General features: G+C 26.9%; 19 protein-coding genes and 1 riboswitch. Of the genes, 13 read left to right on the top strand and 6 right to left on the bottom strand.

Translation table 11 applies throughout. The features are described from left to right. Window positions 1-39: 39 nt before the first annotated feature. Window positions 40-570 carry a chromate transporter gene (locus tag KGF45_RS10065; RefSeq protein WP_227842455.1) on the bottom strand — a complete coding sequence of 177 codons (531 nt, stop codon included), beginning with the start codon at window positions 568-570 and terminating at the stop codon, window positions 40-42. Further along, the gene (locus tag KGF45_RS10060; protein ID WP_227435756.1) at window positions 558-1,070 is read right to left on the bottom strand and encodes a chromate transporter; all 513 of its coding nucleotides are present in this window, start codon (window positions 1,068-1,070) and stop codon (window positions 558-560) included. The genes KGF45_RS10065 and KGF45_RS10060 overlap by 13 nt, the downstream gene beginning before the upstream one ends. A 171-nt stretch (window positions 1,071-1,241) precedes the next feature. Here KGF45_RS10060 and lon point away from each other — a divergent pair, with 171 nt between their 5' ends. Both lon and yihA read left to right on the top strand, forming a co-directional pair. Beyond that, window positions 1,242-3,605, top strand: a complete 2,364-nt coding sequence (gene lon, locus KGF45_RS10055) for an endopeptidase La (protein WP_227828276.1) — start codon at window positions 1,242-1,244, stop codon at window positions 3,603-3,605. Then, on the top strand, window positions 3,595-4,206 hold the full coding sequence (gene yihA, locus KGF45_RS10050; protein WP_009891775.1) for a ribosome biogenesis GTP-binding protein YihA/YsxC: 612 nt from the start codon (window positions 3,595-3,597) through the stop codon (window positions 4,204-4,206). The genes lon and yihA overlap by 11 nt, the downstream gene beginning before the upstream one ends. 184 nt (window positions 4,207-4,390) lie before the next feature. Here the strand turns inward: yihA and KGF45_RS10045 are convergent, their stop codons facing one another. Next, entirely contained in the window at window positions 4,391-5,764 is a 1,374-nt protein-coding gene (locus KGF45_RS10045) for an MFS transporter (RefSeq protein ID WP_227828277.1), read from the bottom strand. 186 nt (window positions 5,765-5,950) lie between these two features. Next, a riboswitch (FMN riboswitch) is annotated at window positions 5,951-6,066 on the bottom strand. A 276-nt stretch (window positions 6,067-6,342) separates the two neighbouring features. Here KGF45_RS10045 and KGF45_RS10040 point away from each other — a divergent pair. From KGF45_RS10040 to KGF45_RS10025, 4 genes are all read left to right on the top strand, one after another. Next, window positions 6,343-7,422, top strand: a complete 1,080-nt coding sequence (locus KGF45_RS10040; RefSeq protein WP_227828278.1) for an ATP-binding protein — start codon at window positions 6,343-6,345, stop codon at window positions 7,420-7,422. Window positions 7,423-7,670: 248 nt separating this feature from the next. Further along, window positions 7,671-8,090 carry a GyrI-like domain-containing protein gene (locus tag KGF45_RS10035; RefSeq protein ID WP_413906978.1) on the top strand — a complete coding sequence of 140 codons (420 nt, stop codon included), beginning with the start codon at window positions 7,671-7,673 and terminating at the stop codon, window positions 8,088-8,090. A gap of 9 nt (window positions 8,091-8,099) precedes the next feature. After that, a complete protein-coding gene (locus tag KGF45_RS10030) occupies window positions 8,100-8,516 on the top strand; it encodes a hypothetical protein (RefSeq protein ID WP_227828279.1) in 417 nt (138 codons plus the stop codon). 265 nt (window positions 8,517-8,781) lie between these two features. Beyond that, window positions 8,782-10,149, top strand: coding sequence for a metallophosphoesterase (locus KGF45_RS10025; protein ID WP_227842454.1), 1,368 nt, complete (start codon window positions 8,782-8,784; stop codon window positions 10,147-10,149). A gap of 266 nt (window positions 10,150-10,415) precedes the next feature. On the opposite strand, the gene KGF45_RS10020 is transcribed toward KGF45_RS10025, so the two are convergent. Genes KGF45_RS10020 through KGF45_RS10010 form a run of 3 tightly spaced genes read right to left on the bottom strand, consistent with a single transcriptional unit; the run spans window position 10,416 to window position 12,290 of the window. Further along, complete coding sequence (locus KGF45_RS10020; RefSeq protein ID WP_227842452.1) at window positions 10,416-11,060, bottom strand: ABC-2 transporter permease; 645 nt, start codon at window positions 11,058-11,060, stop codon at window positions 10,416-10,418. Continuing rightward, window positions 11,057-11,914, bottom strand: a complete 858-nt coding sequence (locus KGF45_RS10015; protein ID WP_227828282.1) for an ABC transporter ATP-binding protein — start codon at window positions 11,912-11,914, stop codon at window positions 11,057-11,059. The genes KGF45_RS10020 and KGF45_RS10015 overlap by 4 nt, the downstream gene beginning before the upstream one ends. Further along, entirely contained in the window at window positions 11,907-12,290 is a 384-nt protein-coding gene (locus KGF45_RS10010) for a GntR family transcriptional regulator (protein ID WP_227828283.1), read from the bottom strand. The genes KGF45_RS10015 and KGF45_RS10010 overlap by 8 nt, the downstream gene beginning before the upstream one ends. A gap of 467 nt (window positions 12,291-12,757) precedes the next feature. Between KGF45_RS10010 and KGF45_RS10005 the strand changes: the two genes are divergently transcribed. From KGF45_RS10005 to KGF45_RS09975, 7 genes are all read left to right on the top strand, one after another. Continuing rightward, complete coding sequence (locus tag KGF45_RS10005; protein ID WP_227828284.1) at window positions 12,758-13,438, top strand: DUF881 domain-containing protein; 681 nt, start codon at window positions 12,758-12,760, stop codon at window positions 13,436-13,438. Window positions 13,439-13,466: 28 nt separating this feature from the next. Beyond that, the gene (locus tag KGF45_RS10000) at window positions 13,467-14,810 is read left to right on the top strand and encodes a GspE/PulE family protein (protein ID WP_227840318.1); all 1,344 of its coding nucleotides are present in this window, start codon (window positions 13,467-13,469) and stop codon (window positions 14,808-14,810) included. A 151-nt stretch (window positions 14,811-14,961) separates the two neighbouring features. Beyond that, window positions 14,962-16,047 (top strand): type II secretion system F family protein, encoded by a 1,086-nt coding sequence (locus KGF45_RS09995; RefSeq protein WP_227828286.1) that lies wholly within the window; start codon window positions 14,962-14,964, stop codon window positions 16,045-16,047. A 52-nt stretch (window positions 16,048-16,099) separates the two neighbouring features. Then, window positions 16,100-16,450, top strand: a complete 351-nt coding sequence (locus KGF45_RS09990; protein WP_227828287.1) for a type II secretion system protein — start codon at window positions 16,100-16,102, stop codon at window positions 16,448-16,450. A 140-nt stretch (window positions 16,451-16,590) separates the two neighbouring features. After that, the gene (locus KGF45_RS09985) at window positions 16,591-17,442 is read left to right on the top strand and encodes a pilus assembly protein PilM (protein WP_227842450.1); all 852 of its coding nucleotides are present in this window, start codon (window positions 16,591-16,593) and stop codon (window positions 17,440-17,442) included. Then, a complete protein-coding gene (locus tag KGF45_RS09980) occupies window positions 17,443-17,886 on the top strand; it encodes a hypothetical protein (protein WP_227842448.1) in 444 nt (147 codons plus the stop codon). Window positions 17,887-17,900: 14 nt separating this feature from the next. Further along, complete coding sequence (locus KGF45_RS09975; RefSeq protein WP_227842447.1) at window positions 17,901-18,485, top strand: hypothetical protein; 585 nt, start codon at window positions 17,901-17,903, stop codon at window positions 18,483-18,485. The last annotated feature ends 29 nt before the right edge of the window (window positions 18,486-18,514 follow it).

The raw sequence follows: 18,514 nt of genomic DNA, 5'->3' as shown, positions 1-18,514 counted from the left end.
AAGGCTCCTTTTTTTATGCTAATATGAAATTAGGTATTATTATGATAAAAATGTGAGTAGAATACCTATAATACCAAAGACGAATACAATTGCAATAGAGCCAATTTTCCCTTTATATAGAAGGTAGAATGATACTGCAAATGCGATTATTCCATATAAGTCCCAACTAACTTCTTTTGCAGATGAAAAAGCGGCTGACAGTATAAAACCTAAAGTAATTGGTCTAAGTACCATTAATAAATTTTCTACTTTTTTATTATTTTTGAACTTAGCAAATAACTTTGATATAATGGTTAAGCCTACTAATGCAAATATTGTAACACCGATAGTTGCAGATAGAGAACCAAAAAAACCAGCAGTTTTAAATCCTACAAATGTAGCACTATTTATTGCTACAGGACCTGGTGTAGATTGCGATATAGCAAGTAAATCTAAGAATTCTTGATTAGTTATAAGGTGGTATTTAGATATAAATTCTTGTTGAATAAATGGTAGCATAGCATACCCACCACCAAAACTAAATGCTCCTATTTTAAGGAATATTAAGAAGAGTAGTGTTATTTCTGACATAGACTATATACACCTCCTCCAATTATTAAATAAATAGGACTTATATTGAATACACCAACAGATAAAACTGCTATAATTAATAGTAGTATGTTAGTTTTAGACTTTGGCAGTTTCTTAAACATGCTCGTAAAAGAATACAATATAAGAGCTATTACTACAGGCGCAACTCCTTTAAAAAATCCATCTAAAATTTTAGATGAGGAATTTTTAAAATATAAATATGACAACACTAAGACTATACAAAATGACGGTAGAGCAGAGCCTAGGGTACATATAAGAACTCCTGGTATACCATAAAGCTTATATCCTAATAATACAGAGATATTAATTGCTAGTACTCCAGGATAACTTTGAGCTATGGATAGATAATCGATAAATTCTTCCTGCTCTAAAAGTTTTTGTTTGTTTACAAGTTCATCTTGTATAAGAGGAACCATAGCGTATCCACCACCAAATGTAAACGCACCAATTTTTAAAAAGGTTAAAAACAATTTCAACATAATAGAAACCTCCAAAAGATAAATAACATCTAAGTATACTAACACTAATATTATATCATAATAAAATAATAATATAATATGCTAAGAAGTTATCATTAATGTTGAAAATTAACATGTGCAAATATATAATATAAAATGCAAAATAATTAGACTAGAAAAGGAGTAATGTTGATGGAACAAAATTATACTAAAATAGATCATGAATTACCATTAATCCCTTTGAGGGGATTAGCAATATTTCCATATATGATATTAAATTTTGATATAGGAAGAGAAATATCTCTTAAAGCTTTAGACCAAGCTATGATGGATGAAGAGCTTATATTTTTAACATCTCAAAAAGAAGCAGATGTTGATGAACCAGGTGAAGAGGATTTTTATCATGTAGGAACAATTTGTAAAGTTAAACAAATGATAAAATTACCAGGAGATACAGTTCGTGTCTTGGTTGAGGGTGTATCAAGAGGTAGAGTAAAAAAAATAGAGCAAGAAGAAGGATACTTTAGAGCAGTAATAGAAGAAATTGTTTTTGATAGTGATAATTTAGATAGTGAAACAGAAGTTGAAATTGAAGCATTTGTAAGAAATGTATTTGATGCTTTTGAAGAGTATATAAACATTGGAAATAGAGTATCACCAGAAATATTAATATCTTTAGCTGATATAGAGGATGTAGATAGATTTATAGATACAATAGCTGCAAATATTTATCTAAAATCAAGTCAGAAGCAGGAAATATTAGAAGAATTTGATATTAAGAAAAGACTTGAACTTATATATTCTATATTACTAGAAGAGATAGATATATTAAAAATAGAAAAAAAGATAACTTTAAGAGTTAAAAAACAAATGAATAAAGTTCAAAAAGAATACTATCTTAGAGAGCAATTAAAAGCTATACAAAAGGAATTAGGTGAGGAAGAAGACATAAATTCTGAAGCAGATGAGTATAGAGAAAAGCTTAAAAAAATAAAAGCACCTAAAACTACTAAAGAGAAAATAGAAAAAGAAATTGATAAATTTTCAAAGATATCTTCAATGTCTCCAGATGTATCTGTAAGTAGAAATTATTTGGATACTATATTCTCATTACCATGGAATAAAGAAACAAAGGATAAACTAGATATAATTAAAGCACAAGCTATATTAGATGAAGACCATTATGGGTTGGAGAAGGTTAAAGAAAGAATATTAGAGTATTTAGCCATAAGAACTCTTGCTAAATCACTTAAAGGTCCTATAATATGTCTAGTTGGACCTCCAGGTACAGGGAAAACATCTATAGTAAAATCAATAGCTAGAGCATTAAATAGAAAATTTGTAAGAATATCTTTAGGTGGAGTTAGAGATGAAGCCGAAATAAGAGGACACAGAAGGACTTATGTAGGTTCTATTCCAGGAAGAATAATTAATGGAGTCAAAGAAGCTCAGACTAAAAATCCTGTGTTTTTATTTGATGAGATAGATAAAATGGCAGCAGATTATAAAGGTGACCCAGCTTCAGCTATGCTAGAAGTATTGGACCCAGAGCAAAATAAGGATTTTGTGGACCACTATTTAGAAATACCTTTTGATTTATCAAAGATACTATTTGTTACAACAGCAAATAGTTTAAGCAATATTCCAAGACCACTATTAGATAGAATGGAAGTAATAGAGGTATCTGGATATATAGAAGAAGAAAAATTAAATATAGCAAAACAATACTTACTTCCAAAACAAATTAAAGAGCATGCTTTAAAAGAGAATTTTATAAAAATGGACGATGAAACTTTAAGAAGTATAATAAATCATTATACAAGAGAAGCTGGAGTAAGAACATTAGAAAGAACTATTGGTAAAGTTTGTAGAAAAATTGCCAAAAAATATGTTGAGGACCCAACACTTGAAGAAGTTGTTGTAAATAAGTCTGACTTAGAAAAATATCTTGGAAAAGATATGTTTAAATACCAACTTGCAGAGATTAATCCTCAAATAGGGCTTGTAAATGGACTTGCATGGACAGCAGTTGGTGGAGTTACCCTTGAAGTAGAGGTAAATGTGCTTAAAGGAAAGGGTGAAATTGTATTAACTGGAAAACTAGGAGATGTTATGAAAGAATCTGCTAAGACAGGTATTTCTTATATAAGATCAATAGTGGACAGGTTTGATATAGACCCTGATTTTTATAAAACTAATGATATTCATATACACATTCCAGAAGGTGCTGTTCCAAAAGATGGGCCATCAGCTGGTATAACTATGGCACTTGCAGTAATTTCAGCACTTACTAAAAGACCTGTGCCAGGTAATATAGCTATGACAGGAGAAATAACTTTAAGAGGTAGAGTGTTAGCTGTAGGAGGAGTTAAGGAAAAACTATTAGCAGCTCATAGAGCTGGTATAACAAAAGTATTAATTCCTAAAGAGTGTGAAGCTGATTTAGATGATATACCAGAAAATGTAAAAGAGAAGATGGAGTTTGTACTTGTAGAGCATATGGATGAAGTATTAGAACAAGCTTTATTAAAGAGTGGTGAAAAAAATGAAAATTAGAAGTTCAGAGATAACTATGAGTGCTGTGAATAAATCACAGTATCCAGCAGAAGGCATACCAGAGATAGCACTAGCTGGTAGGTCAAATGTTGGAAAATCATCAATAATAAATACATTACTTAACAGAAGAAACTTTGCTAGAACTAGTCAAACACCAGGAAAAACTAGAACTATAAATTTCTATCTTATAAATAACGAATTTTATTTTGTAGACCTTCCAGGATATGGGTATGCTAAAATAGCCAAATCTGAAAAAGAAAAATGGGGAGGTATAATGGAACGATATCTAGAAAGTAGACAAGAACTATGCTCTATATTCCTACTTGTAGATATTAGACATGAACCTACAGCAGATGATAAACTTATGTACGAATGGATAAAACATTTTGGATATAACTGTGTAGTTATTGCAACTAAGGCAGACAAAATATCTAGAGGACAATATCAAAAGCATATAAGTATTATAAGAAAGAAATTGCAAATGGAGAGTAGTGAAAAAGTAATCCCTGTTTCTTCATTAAAAAAGACTGGTGTTGAAGAACTTTGGGAAGAAATTGTAAATCAATACAATCAACATGGATATGAAATAACAGTAGATTAATTTTAAGTGTTTATATATATTAAAATCAAATAAAGGATGCCTCAAAATGTTTTTAATGGAGATTTTGTGGCATCCTTGTTGTTTATAAACAATAAATATAAGTAATTATTGTTAGAAACTAATAAAATTAGTGTAAATTAGTTTGTTTAAAGATTTAGTGATTTATATAATTAGCAATAAATCTTTACTGAGAAGTAGTTTTTTCTGTCTTTTTCATAAAGAAAATTGTAAGTATAAGTCCTATAAAGCATACTGCTGCTGCAATCCAGTAAGATTGATTACTAGCTGCGACATAAGCCAGTGTATGACTTGTAGACTTTTGATGATATATAAGTCTTTGTGCAAAGAAACTACTGAAAAATGCTGTCCCAAGGGCAAATGACAAATTACGAACAGTTGCTAGAAAACTTCCTCCATATCCTTGCTTTTGAGGTGGAACATCTGCCAAGATACTACTATTGTTTGGTGAGCTAAAAGAGCCTAATCCAAAGCCAAAAATAATTAAGCATAGAATCAAAAGATATAATGGAGAATCAGCTTTTAAAAGTGCCATTCCAACCAGAGCAATAGTCATAAATGAAAAAGATACAGTCAGAATATTTTTTGCACCATGTTTGTCAGAAAGAGAACCTGCAATAGGAGCTATAAGTACCATAATAAGCGGATGAACAGTCATGACAGAGCCAGCCATCATAGGAGATAAATTTTTTAGTTGTTCTAGATAAAAAGGAAGTAGGAAAGATACTGCCATTTGAGGAAAATAACAAGCTATTCCAATAATATTGCCTACAGTGAAATTTCTATTTTTAAACAAAGGTAAATCAATAAAACTTTGTTCAAATTTTACTTCTCTCAATACCAACAATAAAAATGCTATAATTGCCACTATTCCTAGATACCATTTTGTATTTCCTTCTCCATTCATTGCAAGCAATATAAGTGTGGTACAAGATGCAAATAATAGAAGACCTGGAATATCGAAACTTTTGTTTTGTTCATCTAAAATAGGTTTTGGTAGAAATTTTATCCCAAGAAAGACTGCTATAATACCAATAGGTATATTGATGATGAAAATAGAAGGCCATCCAAAGTGTTCTAAAAGTATTCCACCAATTACAGGACCACTCATATTTCCTATACCAACTACTGCTCCAGTAATTCCTATAGCCTTTCCCTTTTCATTTGCTGGAAATGCATTAGAAACTATACCAAGTCCAGTTGCCATTAAAATACTTGCTCCAATTGCTTGAAATATTCTTGATAAAATCAATGTTACTAGGTTATTAGATATACTACATAGAAAGGAACCTATTGTAAATATAAAAAATCCTAACGTATATAGATAATTTGAACCTACCTTATCACCTAGCTTTCCAAAAAACAACATAGTAGCTGTTACAACCAACATATAAGCTGTAACTACCCATTGGATTTGCGACATGTTAATTTTAAAGTCGGCAGCAATTGTAGGATTTGCGATATTTAGTATACTTCCATCAAGAGTAGACATAAATATACCAATACAGATGATAATTAATACTATCCATTTTTGTTTCACTGATAACACTCCAATCTTTTACATAGTAGATTTTGTTTTATAAGTACAGTATAGTTACAAAATAAACAACAAAAAAGCACCTATTTCTTAGGTACCTTAGAATATGTTTATTTTCATGAATAAATGCGGTAGTTGAAGGATTTGTATAGATTACTCATGTAAAATTACATAAAGGTACTCATATACTATTTTCTTCTACCATCCAGATTTTACTGTCGGCTTTGGAATTTGACCAAATTCTGCCATAAGGCTCGCGGGCTTTTACCGCCGATAGGGAATTTCACCCATTTCTGAAGAAAAACAGATGTATTTTTTAATTTTATTTTAACATAAAATAACAGTCGAGACAATTAGATTTAAGCAATACAGACAACTACACCACAGTATAGACAGTTTTATTATACTTTTGGACAAAACCTAAATTAGAGTATAGTAATAGATTGAAATTAAGTAAAACAAGTTATTGCCATTGCTGAATGATAAGTTTTATATTTAGCAAAAGCATAAAGCTGTAACAAAACTCGTATAATATTAATATCTTAATTAAGAGGTATGGTAAATTATGAGGAGGCGCTAATATGGAAGGAAAGATAAAAAAGGCATTTCCAGGTGGAAACACATCACAAGGGTCATATTCTTTTTTTGACTATATAATTCCTGAAAATGTAAAAAGAGTTTTTTGTTTAAAGGGTGGACCTGGAGTAGGAAAATCCTCACTAATGAAAAAAATTTATAAAGAGTTTTTGCATAAAGGATATGATATTGAATTATATCATTGCCCTTCTGACCCAAGTTCGTTGGATGGTGTAGTTATAAAGAAACTAGGCGTGGTACTTATGGATGCAACTGCTCCACATACTGTAGACCCTAAACTCCCAGGTGCTTTGGACGAGATAATTAACTTAGGCGATTACTGGAATACAGAGGAGTTAGAAAAAAATAGACAAGAAATTTCAAGCTATGATAAAGATATTAGTAATGCTTTTAAAAGAGCATTCAAATTTTTAAAATCAGCAGAACCAATTTTTAGAGATATCGAGGAAAAATATTCCGACTGTATGGATTATGGAAAAGTAAATTTAGTTACAGAAGAATTCATAAAAAGATTATTTGATGGAGTAGATAGTACAGGAAAGTTAAAGAAAGAAAAGCATTTATTTGGATCAGGTATAACTCCTGTAGGATGCTTAGATTATACAGAACATATTTTAAAGGATGTAGGTAAGGTTTATTATTTATCAGGAGAAATAGGAGCTGGGAAAACTACACTTTTGAGTAAAGTGTACAAAAAAGCCATTGAGAAAGGCTTGAATGTAGAAGTTTATCACTATCCACTTATTCCTGAAAAAATTGAAACCATATTATTAACTGATTTAGATATAGGAATAACTATAAGTAGTACTTTTAAAGATGAAGATACAATTGATTTGAATCAATTTTTAAATAGAGAAAAATTACTTAAATATGAAGAAGATATTAAATTTGATGAAAAAGTTTTAGATGACTTAATTTGTTGGTCAGTTTTAAATCTTAAGAGAGCTAAATCAAAACATGATATTATAGAAAGTTACTATAGTCCTAACATGAGATTTGATGAAGTAGGAAAATTGAGAGATGAACTAGTTAAGAGAATCTCAAAGTATGAGGAAAATATATAAAATATGTCTGTTTAAAATTAATATTAACTAGTATATATAATCAACAGCAAACTGCTATAGCTTTGAAGCTATGGTAGTTTGCTGTTTTTTGCTATAATTTAAACAGATAAATCTTTGCACAAAAAGACAAGAAAATTTAGAGAATTTATTATAAAATATGGGGGTATATATGAAATGAAGTGGTTAGAGGGATTACAACAATCTATTGATTATATTGAAGAAAATATTTTAGAAAAGTTAGATTATGAATATTTAGCAAGATAACATTAAAAATATCTTTAGATGGAGGAAATACTTTAGATTACAAAATTGTCGATAAGAGAGAATTTTCAGTAATTGCTTTAAAGAAACAATTTTCTAAAGATGAAGATGTATTTAGAAAACAAATACCAAGGTTTTGGCAAGACTTGTTTAATAGTAGTTTGTATAGAGAGCTAATTTCTTATGTGAAAGAAAACACTGTTACAAAAGGTGGTATTTTGGGAATAGATGAAATGGCAGTTTCACAAAACAAACAATTATTTAATTATTATGCAGCTGTTGAGACAGATGAAAAACCTAAAAATGATAAATTTACCTTATTTACAATACCTTCTCATAAATGGGCTATTTTCAAGTGTACAGGTGCCATGCCAAATTCTATTCAAAATCTATGGGTAAAAAAATAGGAGGAGTTTATGAAAAAATGTAGAGTATTTGAGATAACAGCTTATTTTAATACAGACGTGGAAACAGTTTGGAATATAGTTACAGACAATCGTGATTATAAATGGAGAAGTGATATAAGTAAAATTGAAATATTAGATGACGGAAGTACTTTTATTGAGTACAATAAGGATGGAAACAGCACAAAATTTACTGTTACAGAAAAAACTAAAAATAAGTTTTATAAATTTGATATGGAAAATAAATTTTTCTATGGTAATTGGCAAGGCGAATTTTTTGAAGAGAATGGAAAAACTAAAATAGTGTTTATAGAAAATATATATGTTAAAAATCTTATTATAAAAGTTTTATCTTATTTCTTTATGAACTTAAAAAAAATACAAATACAATATGTTGAAGACTTAAAAAGAAAATTAAATGAGATGTAAAATATTTTATTGTGAAAGTTGCAATAATTATATAATTGACCTTGATGATAATATCTAAAGTTGCATTTAAAAAAGTTACTATTATGAGTGACTTTTTTTATGTAAACAAGAGTATATTCTAGTATATAACTAAGTTTTTATGGAATATATAGATGACTTTTGTATATTAATGTATTATTATTGATATTAGATTTGTATTATAAATTAAATATAATAAAGAATGAAATTAAGATTTATACTCAGAAAAAATAAAATTGGAGGATTTATGAAAAATAAAATAATTATAGGTATTACTTTTTTGTCTGTATTACTAATGTCTGGATGTGCCTCAAAACAAACAACAGAAATAAATGTATTAGCAACTACCGATTTACATGGAAACCTACCTTATGAGTTAACTTCTTATATAAAAGAAGAACGAGAAAAAGATAAAAATATAACTCTAGTAGATGCGGGAGATTTCTTTGATAGTGGGCCAATAGGTTCACCTATGGAAAAATATTTTGATGATAGACGAACAGATATTGATAATAAAACCGAGAAGTATATAGAAACTCCTATTGCAAAAGAAATGAAAGAATTGGGATATGATTCTGTAGTTCTTGGAAATCACGAATTTGTATCTAACTCTAAATTTTATTTAGACAATATGATATCTGATTTTAATAAACAAGGTATTGATGTATTATCAGCTAATACTTATAAAAAAGATGGGAGTAGTTACACAAAGCCATATATAATAAAAAATATTAATACCCCTAAAGGTAATGTTAAATTAGGTATTTTAGGTCTTACAATAAAAGAAGTTGGAGAGAGTGTGGATTCTAAATCTTTGGAGTTAAAAGACCAAGGAGGTTATAATGGTGAGCTATATATGAATGATTTAGTAGATGATGCAAATAAATGGGTCGATGTAATGAAAAAAGATAAAGCAGATGTTATAGTTGCTGTAGTACATTCAGGTGAGAAACTTAAAAAACCTAAAAATCCAGGAAATAGAATACAAGAATTGGCTCGAAATGTTGATGGTATTGATGCAATAGTAGCTGGACATACACATGTTCAAATTAAACAACATGACTATAAAAATAATTTAGGAGAAAAAGTTATAGTTACGCAACCAGGAAAACATGGAGAATGTGTTTCTAAAATTAACTTTAAACTAGAAAAAAATAATGATAAATGGAATGTTGTTGATAAATCTAGTGAGTTATCCACGTTTGAAAAAAATCAAGAAATGGATAGAGTTAGTGAATTTTTTGGAAGTATTTTCAGTCTAGATAGCAAAACTAAAGAAATTAGCTTAGGGAAATTGCTTCCTTTTAAATGGGATAAACTATATATATTTGAACCATATACACCTGTTGAAACAATATATAAAACTGTAGGATATAAATGGAGAAATATCATACCAGCAGATAGTGAGGATATAGTACAAATGGTATTTATGAGTAATAAAAAACCTATTTGTTATATATATGGTGACTCTAATAAGACAGGATTAAGTTTAAAGGTTGATAAGTCTGAATATAAAGATAGTATTATAACAGTTTTACCTAATGATAATTTTAAAGTTCAAAAAGATGAAAAAACTTTTAAAGTGAATCTTGAACATATCAAAACGGATATATAAATAACTCATAGAAATTCTATGTTTACATAAAATATTTAATCTTCTCTTACTACTTTTTGTAAGGATTCAATTAGAAATTTTATTATGATTGAATTTTTACAATGTACAGAAGATTTATTTTTAAATATATGTACATAAATGTTTGAAATTTTTATATAATTATATTGGAGAAATATTTTAATTTATAAATAAAAGGAAATGAATTAGTAAAAATTCATTTCCTTTTTCTATTTTAGATTTTAACTTTTGATAAATTTATATTTACACTATCGTCTACTTTCGTATAGTAAGAAAGATATTTTATAAGAAACTACTAAAATAATAAAACTAGCAATAAGCCCAAGAATAGAAAATATACCTTGGTTGTATATTATAAAATCTATTACAAATGATATTTTATCAATCAATGAGGTCATTAAAACTAATGTCAATACAATAATATATGGAATTAATGACCAAAATCTTGTTTTTAGGTATCCCATCTTAAAAAAGATAGGTATTTGAACTCCTACTATAGCAGAAAAAACTAAAAAAGAGGTACTTATTCCTAGTATAATTTCTTGAATATCAATAGATTTACTTTTAAAAAATAATATGACTATGGAAAGTATAGTAATTATAAATACTGTTAATACAAAGTTAAGTAAAATGAAAATATAGCGACCTAAAACTATATCTCTTAATTTAATTGAAAGAGTACCATATAGGCGACTTAAGTTGTTTTTTTCTTCTATGGCAAAAACGTTAGAAATCATAAGGGCAACAAACCAAGAACAAGTAATATAAAGTGTTAATGTTGATGAGCCCATATATGAAAAAAGCATTATAACAGGTAACAAAACTAAATTCATATTAAAATAAGATTTCATTGTAAAAATATCTAGTTTAGTAAATTTAATTGAATCGGTCATCTTACTACACCTCTCTTGCTAACTTTTATAACTATATCATCAATAGTAGCAGTATCTATGATACAGTTATTATATTTAATAGTATCATTTGTATGAATTAATCCATCAAATCCAATATCTGTTTCACGTAGGCCAATAATATCTTTTTTAAGTGTTTCTGTTAAATCTTTTGGTCTTCCTTTAATTAATCTAAATTTTTCTAATAAATCTTGCAAACTTCCAGTATAAAATAATTCTCCATTATTTATAAAAGTAATATAATCAGCAACTTTTTCCAAATCAGTAGTAATATGTGTAGAAAATAACACACTTCTATCTCCATCTTTTATGTAGTCCTGTAAAATTTCCAAAAGTTCATCACGAGTTACTGCATCAAGTCCACTTGTTGGTTCATCAAGTATAAGCAACTTAGCATTATGAGAAAATGCACATGATAACATAAGTTTCATTTGCATACCTCTAGATAATTCACTTATTTTTTTATTTAGAGGTAAATTAAATCTGGTTATCATACTTTTAAAAATATCGTGATTCCAGTCTTTATAAAAGATAGATATAGCTTTTTCAGTATCTCTTATTGTCCAATTATCTGCATAAAATATATTATCAAATACAACACCAATATTCTGTTTAATAAGATTTTCATTTTTAACATTGTCCATATCAAAAACTAAAATCTCTCCTTCATCTTTTTCTAACATATTTAGAATTAATTGTATAGTTGTTGTTTTACCTGCACCATTTGGGCCAATTAATCCCATTATATATCCCATTGGTAAGGTAAAATTTATATTTTTTAGATTAAAATCATTAAAGTTTTTACTAACACCATTTAGTTCCAAATAATTATTCACCTTTTTCCACCTCCAATAATAATCTCAAAAGACTTATAATTTCTTTATCTGTCATAGACGCTCTTTGCGCTGCTTGTATTGCATTATTAAGATTTGATTCTACTTCTTGTATTAACTGTTCACGAATAAGTTCAGAACTACTTGACATAACAAAAAATCCCTTGCCTTGATGGCTCATAATAAAACCTTCTTGCTCAAGTTCATTATATGCTCTAGTAGTAGTCAAAACGCTAATCTTTAAATCTCTTGCTAGTTGTCTAAGTGAAGGTAGAATTTCATTTTCTTTTAATTCTCCTGAAAGAATTTGTTTTTTTATCTGTTCTTTAATTTGTTCATAAATGGGTAAGTTAGAACCATTTGAAATAATTATATTCAAAAAAACACCTCTTTAACTGTATATTTTCATACAAGTACAGTATAAACAGTTGGATGTTTTTTGTCAATATAAAAAATTACAATACACATTTACAATAATAATCTATATGTATGTACTTATTTTGAAAAGTTTTTAAATTAAAGTGTGTAAGCTGAAAATAAAGTATGTAAGCAAAAATATTATCAATATACATTTTAAGCTTAGTTTATATTTATTTAGCTAGACATTATACTTTAACAGATATTAAAAGCATAAGTTATCTAATTAAATTATATACTTTTTACTGTTTATAACAGAATCCTTTATATTCAATGCTAGTAGGGTGGGGACATAAGTATAATGTATGATATTATATACTAAAGATGAATTTTAACATATAACTTTGATATAATAAGCATATGTAAATGTTTAATATTTAATTAAAGAAAATTATCATATAAAAATAAATTTGTAAGGAGTAATACAGTATGAAAAAACAATATGTGTTTATAATACTAGCAAGTACTATTTTAGGTATGCTTGTTGGAACCATATTTAGAGATTATAGCAATGAAGAAACAGTTTATACAAGTAAGGATAAGTCAATAAGAAAAGAAATAAGAATAACAAGAAAATCTATAAAAGAACTGGCAAAAGAGAAAGATAAATTAGATAAAGAAATTAATTCGATGAAGAAAAATCAAAAGAATTCTAATGAAATCTCTAAAATAGAAAGTCTTAGGGAGAGTCTTTCATATTCAGATGTAAACGGTAGCGGAATAGTATTAAGTATAGATGCCATAGATGAAAAAACAGGAAACATTGCCAATAGCATAGACTACAATAAAATCTTAGTAAAAGTCATAAATGAATTAAAAGCAAATGGAGGAAAATACATAGAAATAAATGGTCAAAGAATTAATCAGTACTCAGAAGTTGTACTTGCAGGTAGCCATATAAATATAAATGGAGTTCCAGTAGCACAACCCTATGAAATAAAATGTATTGGTGATAAAGATAAACTATCTAGTTACATAGACAAAGGTAGTAAATATTTAGATAGTGTACAAAGTACTTATCCAATGAAAGTTAGTATAAAAGCTGAAGAAAATATCTCTATGAAAAAACTGAAAATACCTAATAAATTAAAGTATATAAAGGGTGATTAAGATTATATTAGAGGAAAGCAGTTTACCAATGTTAATACCAGAAAAACTTGCAAAAAAGTATAATGTATTTCCAGTAGAATTTCAAGATGACAATCTAGTAGTAGAAATAGAAGATGAAGATATATATGCACTGCAAGACTTGAGATTAGCAACGGGGAAAGAAATTATATTAAAAAAAGAAAGAAGAGAACTTATAAGTGAGAAGATAGAAAAATATTACAATAACTTTGAACTTGATGAAAATTATGCAAAAAGATTATTTGAAAATCTTCTAGAAAAAGCTATAAAAGAGAACGCAAGTGATATACATATAGAACCATTTAAAGAACATTTGATAGTTAGAATGAGAGTTGATGGAGAGTTAAAAGAAATATCAAAGTTTTTAATAGATGTTTATCCAGCATTAGCTACAGTTGTTAAATTAAAGGCTTCAATGGACATAACAGAAAAAAGGCTTCCTCAAGATGGAAGAGTAGACATAAAGCTAGATGATAGCTTAATTGACATTAGGGTTTCATCAATCCCAACTGTATATGGTGAAAAAATTGTTTTGAGAATACTTAATAGAGATACTTTTTTAAAAGATAAATCAGAACTTGGATTTTCAGAAGAAGCGATAAACTCTATAAATCGTATAATAAGTAAAAGAGCTGGAATATTATTAGTGACAGGACCTACAGGGAGCGGAAAGACTACTACAGTATATTCCTTACTAAATGATTTAAAGGGTATAAATAAAAATATAATGACTATAGAAAATCCAGTAGAATACAAGATGGATGGAATAAGTCAGATACAAGTAAATTCAAAAGTAGGGTTGAGTTTTGATGTAGGTCTTAGAGCTATATTAAGACAAGACCCAGATATAATAATGGTTGGAGAAATAAGAGATGCAGAAACAGCTAAGATAGCAGTAAGAGCCGCTATAACAGGACATTTAGTTATAAGCACTTTGCATACTAATGATGCAGTATCTGCTATAGCTAGACTATTGGAAATGCAAATTCCACCATACCTTTTAAATGCATCTCTTATAGGTGTGATATCTCAAAAGTTGGTTAGAAAAGTTTGTAATCATTGTAGCCATGAGATTATGATAAAAGATGATTTTAGTGGAGATGTAAATACTAAAGTAGCTGTAGGATGTGAGAGATGTAATGATAAAGGTTATTTTGGGAGAACAGCAATTTATGAAATTCTAGAAATTAATGATGATATAAAAACATGTATAAGGGATATGAAGGATTCTAGTATTGTTAAAGAAGTAGCACGAAAAAATGGAATGATAACATTTGAAGATAGCTGTAAAAGGCTAATAAATGAAAAAATAACAACATTAGAAGAATGTTTAGTGGTAAATGAAATAATTTAGTTAAACAGTGTAACCAAATTTCATACAATCGATTTTAATTAAAAGTCTCGATTGTAAATTGTATCTAGATAAAATAAAATTAACATATTAAATTAGAAAATATCGAGCCTATTTAATTATAATTAATATAATTTGGAAGGAATTATAATACATGAAAGTATCTAAAAGTATATTTTATAATTTAGACAAGATTCATTTAGTATTAAACAAGATTAGTAATAAAGAGCTTAGAGTAATTTGCAAAGAGATAGGTATTTTACTAGAATCTGGATGTGAAATTACAAATATATTTCAAATTATTGAAGGACAATCTAGCAAAAAAGTAAAAAGTTTGTTTAATACAGTATCAAATCATATTCAAAATGGAAATTCTATAGCAGAATCATTTCACATCACAGGAACATTTTCTAAATTTTTTATAAGCATGATAAAAGCAGGGGAAACTAGTGGAAACTTAGATGTAATAATGAGCGATTTATCTAATTATTATGATAAAGAATATAAATTAAAAACAAAAATAATAACTATTTTAATCTATCCAATGATACTTATCATATTATCAATAATATCAATAATATTTATCTTTATATTTGTGATACCAAATTTTCAGGTGGTTTTTGCCAGTAATGGGATTGAACCACCTTTCATAACTAAGATTTTAATAGGAATTTCTATGATAGTTACAAATTATCTAGGTTATTTAATACTTAGTTTTATATTGATTTTAATAGGAACTATTTATTTTTTTATAATGAATAATAATCTAAAAAAATTAATTAATTCATTTAAATTCAAAATACCTTTTTTAAAAGGCATTAATCAATTAGTAGCTACAACCAGATTTTCAAGAGCGTTGTCTATTTTACTTAGTAGTGGCATACAAATAGTGGATGCAATAGACATGTCAGCAAGTGTCATAGATAATGAATTCATTTATGAGAGACTAGAGATTTCTAATAATTATATAAAAAAAGGAAATAGTATAGGTAAGTCTTTGAATCTAGCAAATATTTTTCCTAAGTTATTTGTTTCAATGGCAAATACAGGTGAAGAAAGTGGAAAGCTAGATAAGAGTCTAGATGTAATAAACAGATTTTATGAAAATGAATTAAATAATAAAATAGAGCAAATAATGAAATTTGTAGAGCCTGTAATAATTGTATTTATGGGATTGATTGTTGGAGTTTTTATTTTATCAATGGTTATTCCTATGTTTGATGCAATTACTAGTTTCTAATATAAAAATAAATTTTACTAAATAAAACTTTTAAAAAGGAGAGAAAATTTAATTGATAAATAAAAAACGAAAAGGGTTTACACTTGTTGAAATGATTGTAGTAGTAACAATTTTAGGGGTTATATCTAGTATAGCATTAGTTAAATATGGTAAAGTTCAAGAAAGTGCCAAGATGAATGCAGACTATACAAATGCAGCTAATATAGTAACTGCAGCTAGTATGGCTATTAATGATGATGAAAATATAGCAGAATCTCTAAGCGTAGAATCACTTAAAGAAAAAGGTTATTTAAATACTGTTCCAGTTCCTCAAAGTACATCAGGTAAGTTTGAACTTGTTATAAGTGATAATGGTACAGATATAAGTGTAAATGTAAATTCAAAACAATTTTATCCAAGATAATATTTGTTTTTATACGTTTTTAGTATCAAATTATAAAGATATTTTTAGTATTCAATTGTAAATGTAAATATATTAAGTTTAATTAAAAAATATACAAGTTATTATTACTTAAGAAGGAGATGGTTATAATTAAAAAATTTTTGACTTTAGAAATAAATGATGATTATATAAGGGCTGTATTTTTAAGAAAAAACTATAAAAAAATCTTTATCGATAAATCTAGTATAAAAGAAATTGGTTTTAATATTAAAAATGACAGTGATGAGATTGAAAAAACTAGTTATGTAGAAAACGTAGTTAAATTAGTAAAAGATGATATAAATAACCTAAAAAAATCATACAAAAATTTGCACTTTAATATTCAGACTCAAGATATAGTTATTAGAAATATTGAGATATTGAATACTAAGAAAAAAAGAGATATATTAAACATGATAGAATTTGAGATAACCCAATATATTCCAATAAATATAAATAACTATTCAATAAAATATAAAATTATAAACTCTAGTAATGATAAGTTAAATATACAAGTAATTCTTTTTCCTAAAAATATTATACAAGTAATTAAAAGCATTTCAGAAAATCTAAATATGAACCCAAAAGCTATAAACATAAATTTTGATATACTACAAAAACTTATAAGTTTAAATCTAATAGATAACTTTATAGAAGACGGAGTATTTATAGAATGTAAAAGGAATCAATTTATTATAAACATAACAAAAAACAAAAAAATAGAAGAAACATATCTATTATCAAAAGAAATAAAATCATATGACTCAGTAAAAAAATTAATAAGTAGATTTAAATATATTTACTATTATGGCATAGAAAATTGTTTTATAGATGAGTATCTTAAAGACACAGAAAAAATTGCTGAAGTAAATCCATTGAAATTAAAAAATAAAGTAAGGGTGGAAAATAATTTTGATAAGAATTTAAGAGATACTAGTATAACTTATATAAGTAGTATAGGGATGATTATTTAAATGAAAGCTTATAAAACAATAAATTTTTTAAATGGATTTAAAGAAACTAAGCAATATAATAAAATCTATAAAATAACGATAATCTTAATTTTAACATGTGTTTCATTAAAAATGTTTATGTATATGAAATCTATAAATGAATTAGAAAATTATATAAGTCACAATAAACCCATAAATGAATCAAAATATACTGTACCAAAGCTGGAAAAAACAAAAGAAAAGTTTTCTAGAATAAAGCTTGATGAAATAAAAAAAATATATGAAATAGTTGGAACAGATAACATTACTAAAATATCTATAGATAAAAACAAAATGGAGATGGAAGGTGTGTGTGATAATCTAGATATTTTAGATGGTTTAAGAAAAATAAATTACATAAAATATTACTATATAGACAGCATTATAAGAGATGGAGAATGTTATAAATTTAGAATAAAAAGTTAGACAGGTGATTAATTTTGAAATTAAATAAGAGAGAAAAAAATCTGATGAAAATATTGCTAATATTAATTATTGTATTAGTAGTTAATGTAATGTCCAGACCTCTAGAAGATAACCTAACTAATTTGAAGAAAGAAAAACAAAATATAGTGAATGAAATAAAACGACAAGATAATTATAAAATGAAGGATAAAAAGCATAAAGATAATAGATATGTAAAAAATGTTGAATTAGATAGCAATACAGAATTAAAAAATAATTTTAATAATTCATTTTTAGATAAAAAAACAAATAAAGATATAGTATTATTAGTAGAAAATGAATTGAGAGATATTGTAAGTGTGGAATATATCAATCAAGAAAGTAGCTTAGACAACTACAATAAAAAACAAACTAATTTAGAAGTAAAAGTTAATGGGGAACTTGAAAATGTGTTGAAACTTGAAGGTGTAATGAAGAACTTAAAGTTACATAATAAAATTGAAAAAATAGAAATTAATAAATTAAAAACAAGTAATCTTGAGGTCAAAAATCTCTCAAACGAATATAAACAAGAAAAAAGCAATCTTGTAGAATGTAAAATGACAATTAGAGTCACATAACAAAAAAGAATAGATAAAGTAAAAAACTA

The sequence above is a fragment of the Clostridioides sp. ZZV14-6154 genome (assembly GCF_020657785.1).
GTDB lineage: Bacteria > Bacillota > Clostridia > Peptostreptococcales > Peptostreptococcaceae > Clostridioides.
This window is presented reverse-complemented; position numbering and strand designations above follow the sequence as displayed.

Coding starts and splice junctions, on each gene's coding strand:
- KGF45_RS10065 (WP_227842455.1), bottom strand. CDS start 570: ATGTCAGAAATAACACTACTCTTCTTAATATTCCTTAAAATAGGAGCA.
- KGF45_RS10060 (WP_227435756.1), bottom strand. CDS start 1,070: ATGTTGAAATTGTTTTTAACCTTTTTAAAAATTGGTGCGTTTACATTT.
- lon (WP_227828276.1), top strand. CDS start 1,242: ATGGAACAAAATTATACTAAAATAGATCATGAATTACCATTAATCCCT.
- yihA (WP_009891775.1), top strand. CDS start 3,595: ATGAAAATTAGAAGTTCAGAGATAACTATGAGTGCTGTGAATAAATCA.
- KGF45_RS10040 (WP_227828278.1), top strand. CDS start 6,343: ATGGAAGGAAAGATAAAAAAGGCATTTCCAGGTGGAAACACATCACAA.
- KGF45_RS10030 (WP_227828279.1), top strand. CDS start 8,100: ATGAAAAAATGTAGAGTATTTGAGATAACAGCTTATTTTAATACAGAC.
- KGF45_RS10025 (WP_227842454.1), top strand. CDS start 8,782: ATGAAAAATAAAATAATTATAGGTATTACTTTTTTGTCTGTATTACTA.
- KGF45_RS10020 (WP_227842452.1), bottom strand. CDS start 11,060: ATGACCGATTCAATTAAATTTACTAAACTAGATATTTTTACAATGAAA.
- KGF45_RS10005 (WP_227828284.1), top strand. CDS start 12,758: ATGAAAAAACAATATGTGTTTATAATACTAGCAAGTACTATTTTAGGT.
- KGF45_RS10000 (WP_227840318.1), top strand. CDS start 13,467: ATGTTAATACCAGAAAAACTTGCAAAAAAGTATAATGTATTTCCAGTA.
- KGF45_RS09995 (WP_227828286.1), top strand. CDS start 14,962: ATGAAAGTATCTAAAAGTATATTTTATAATTTAGACAAGATTCATTTA.
- KGF45_RS09980 (WP_227842448.1), top strand. CDS start 17,443: ATGAAAGCTTATAAAACAATAAATTTTTTAAATGGATTTAAAGAAACT.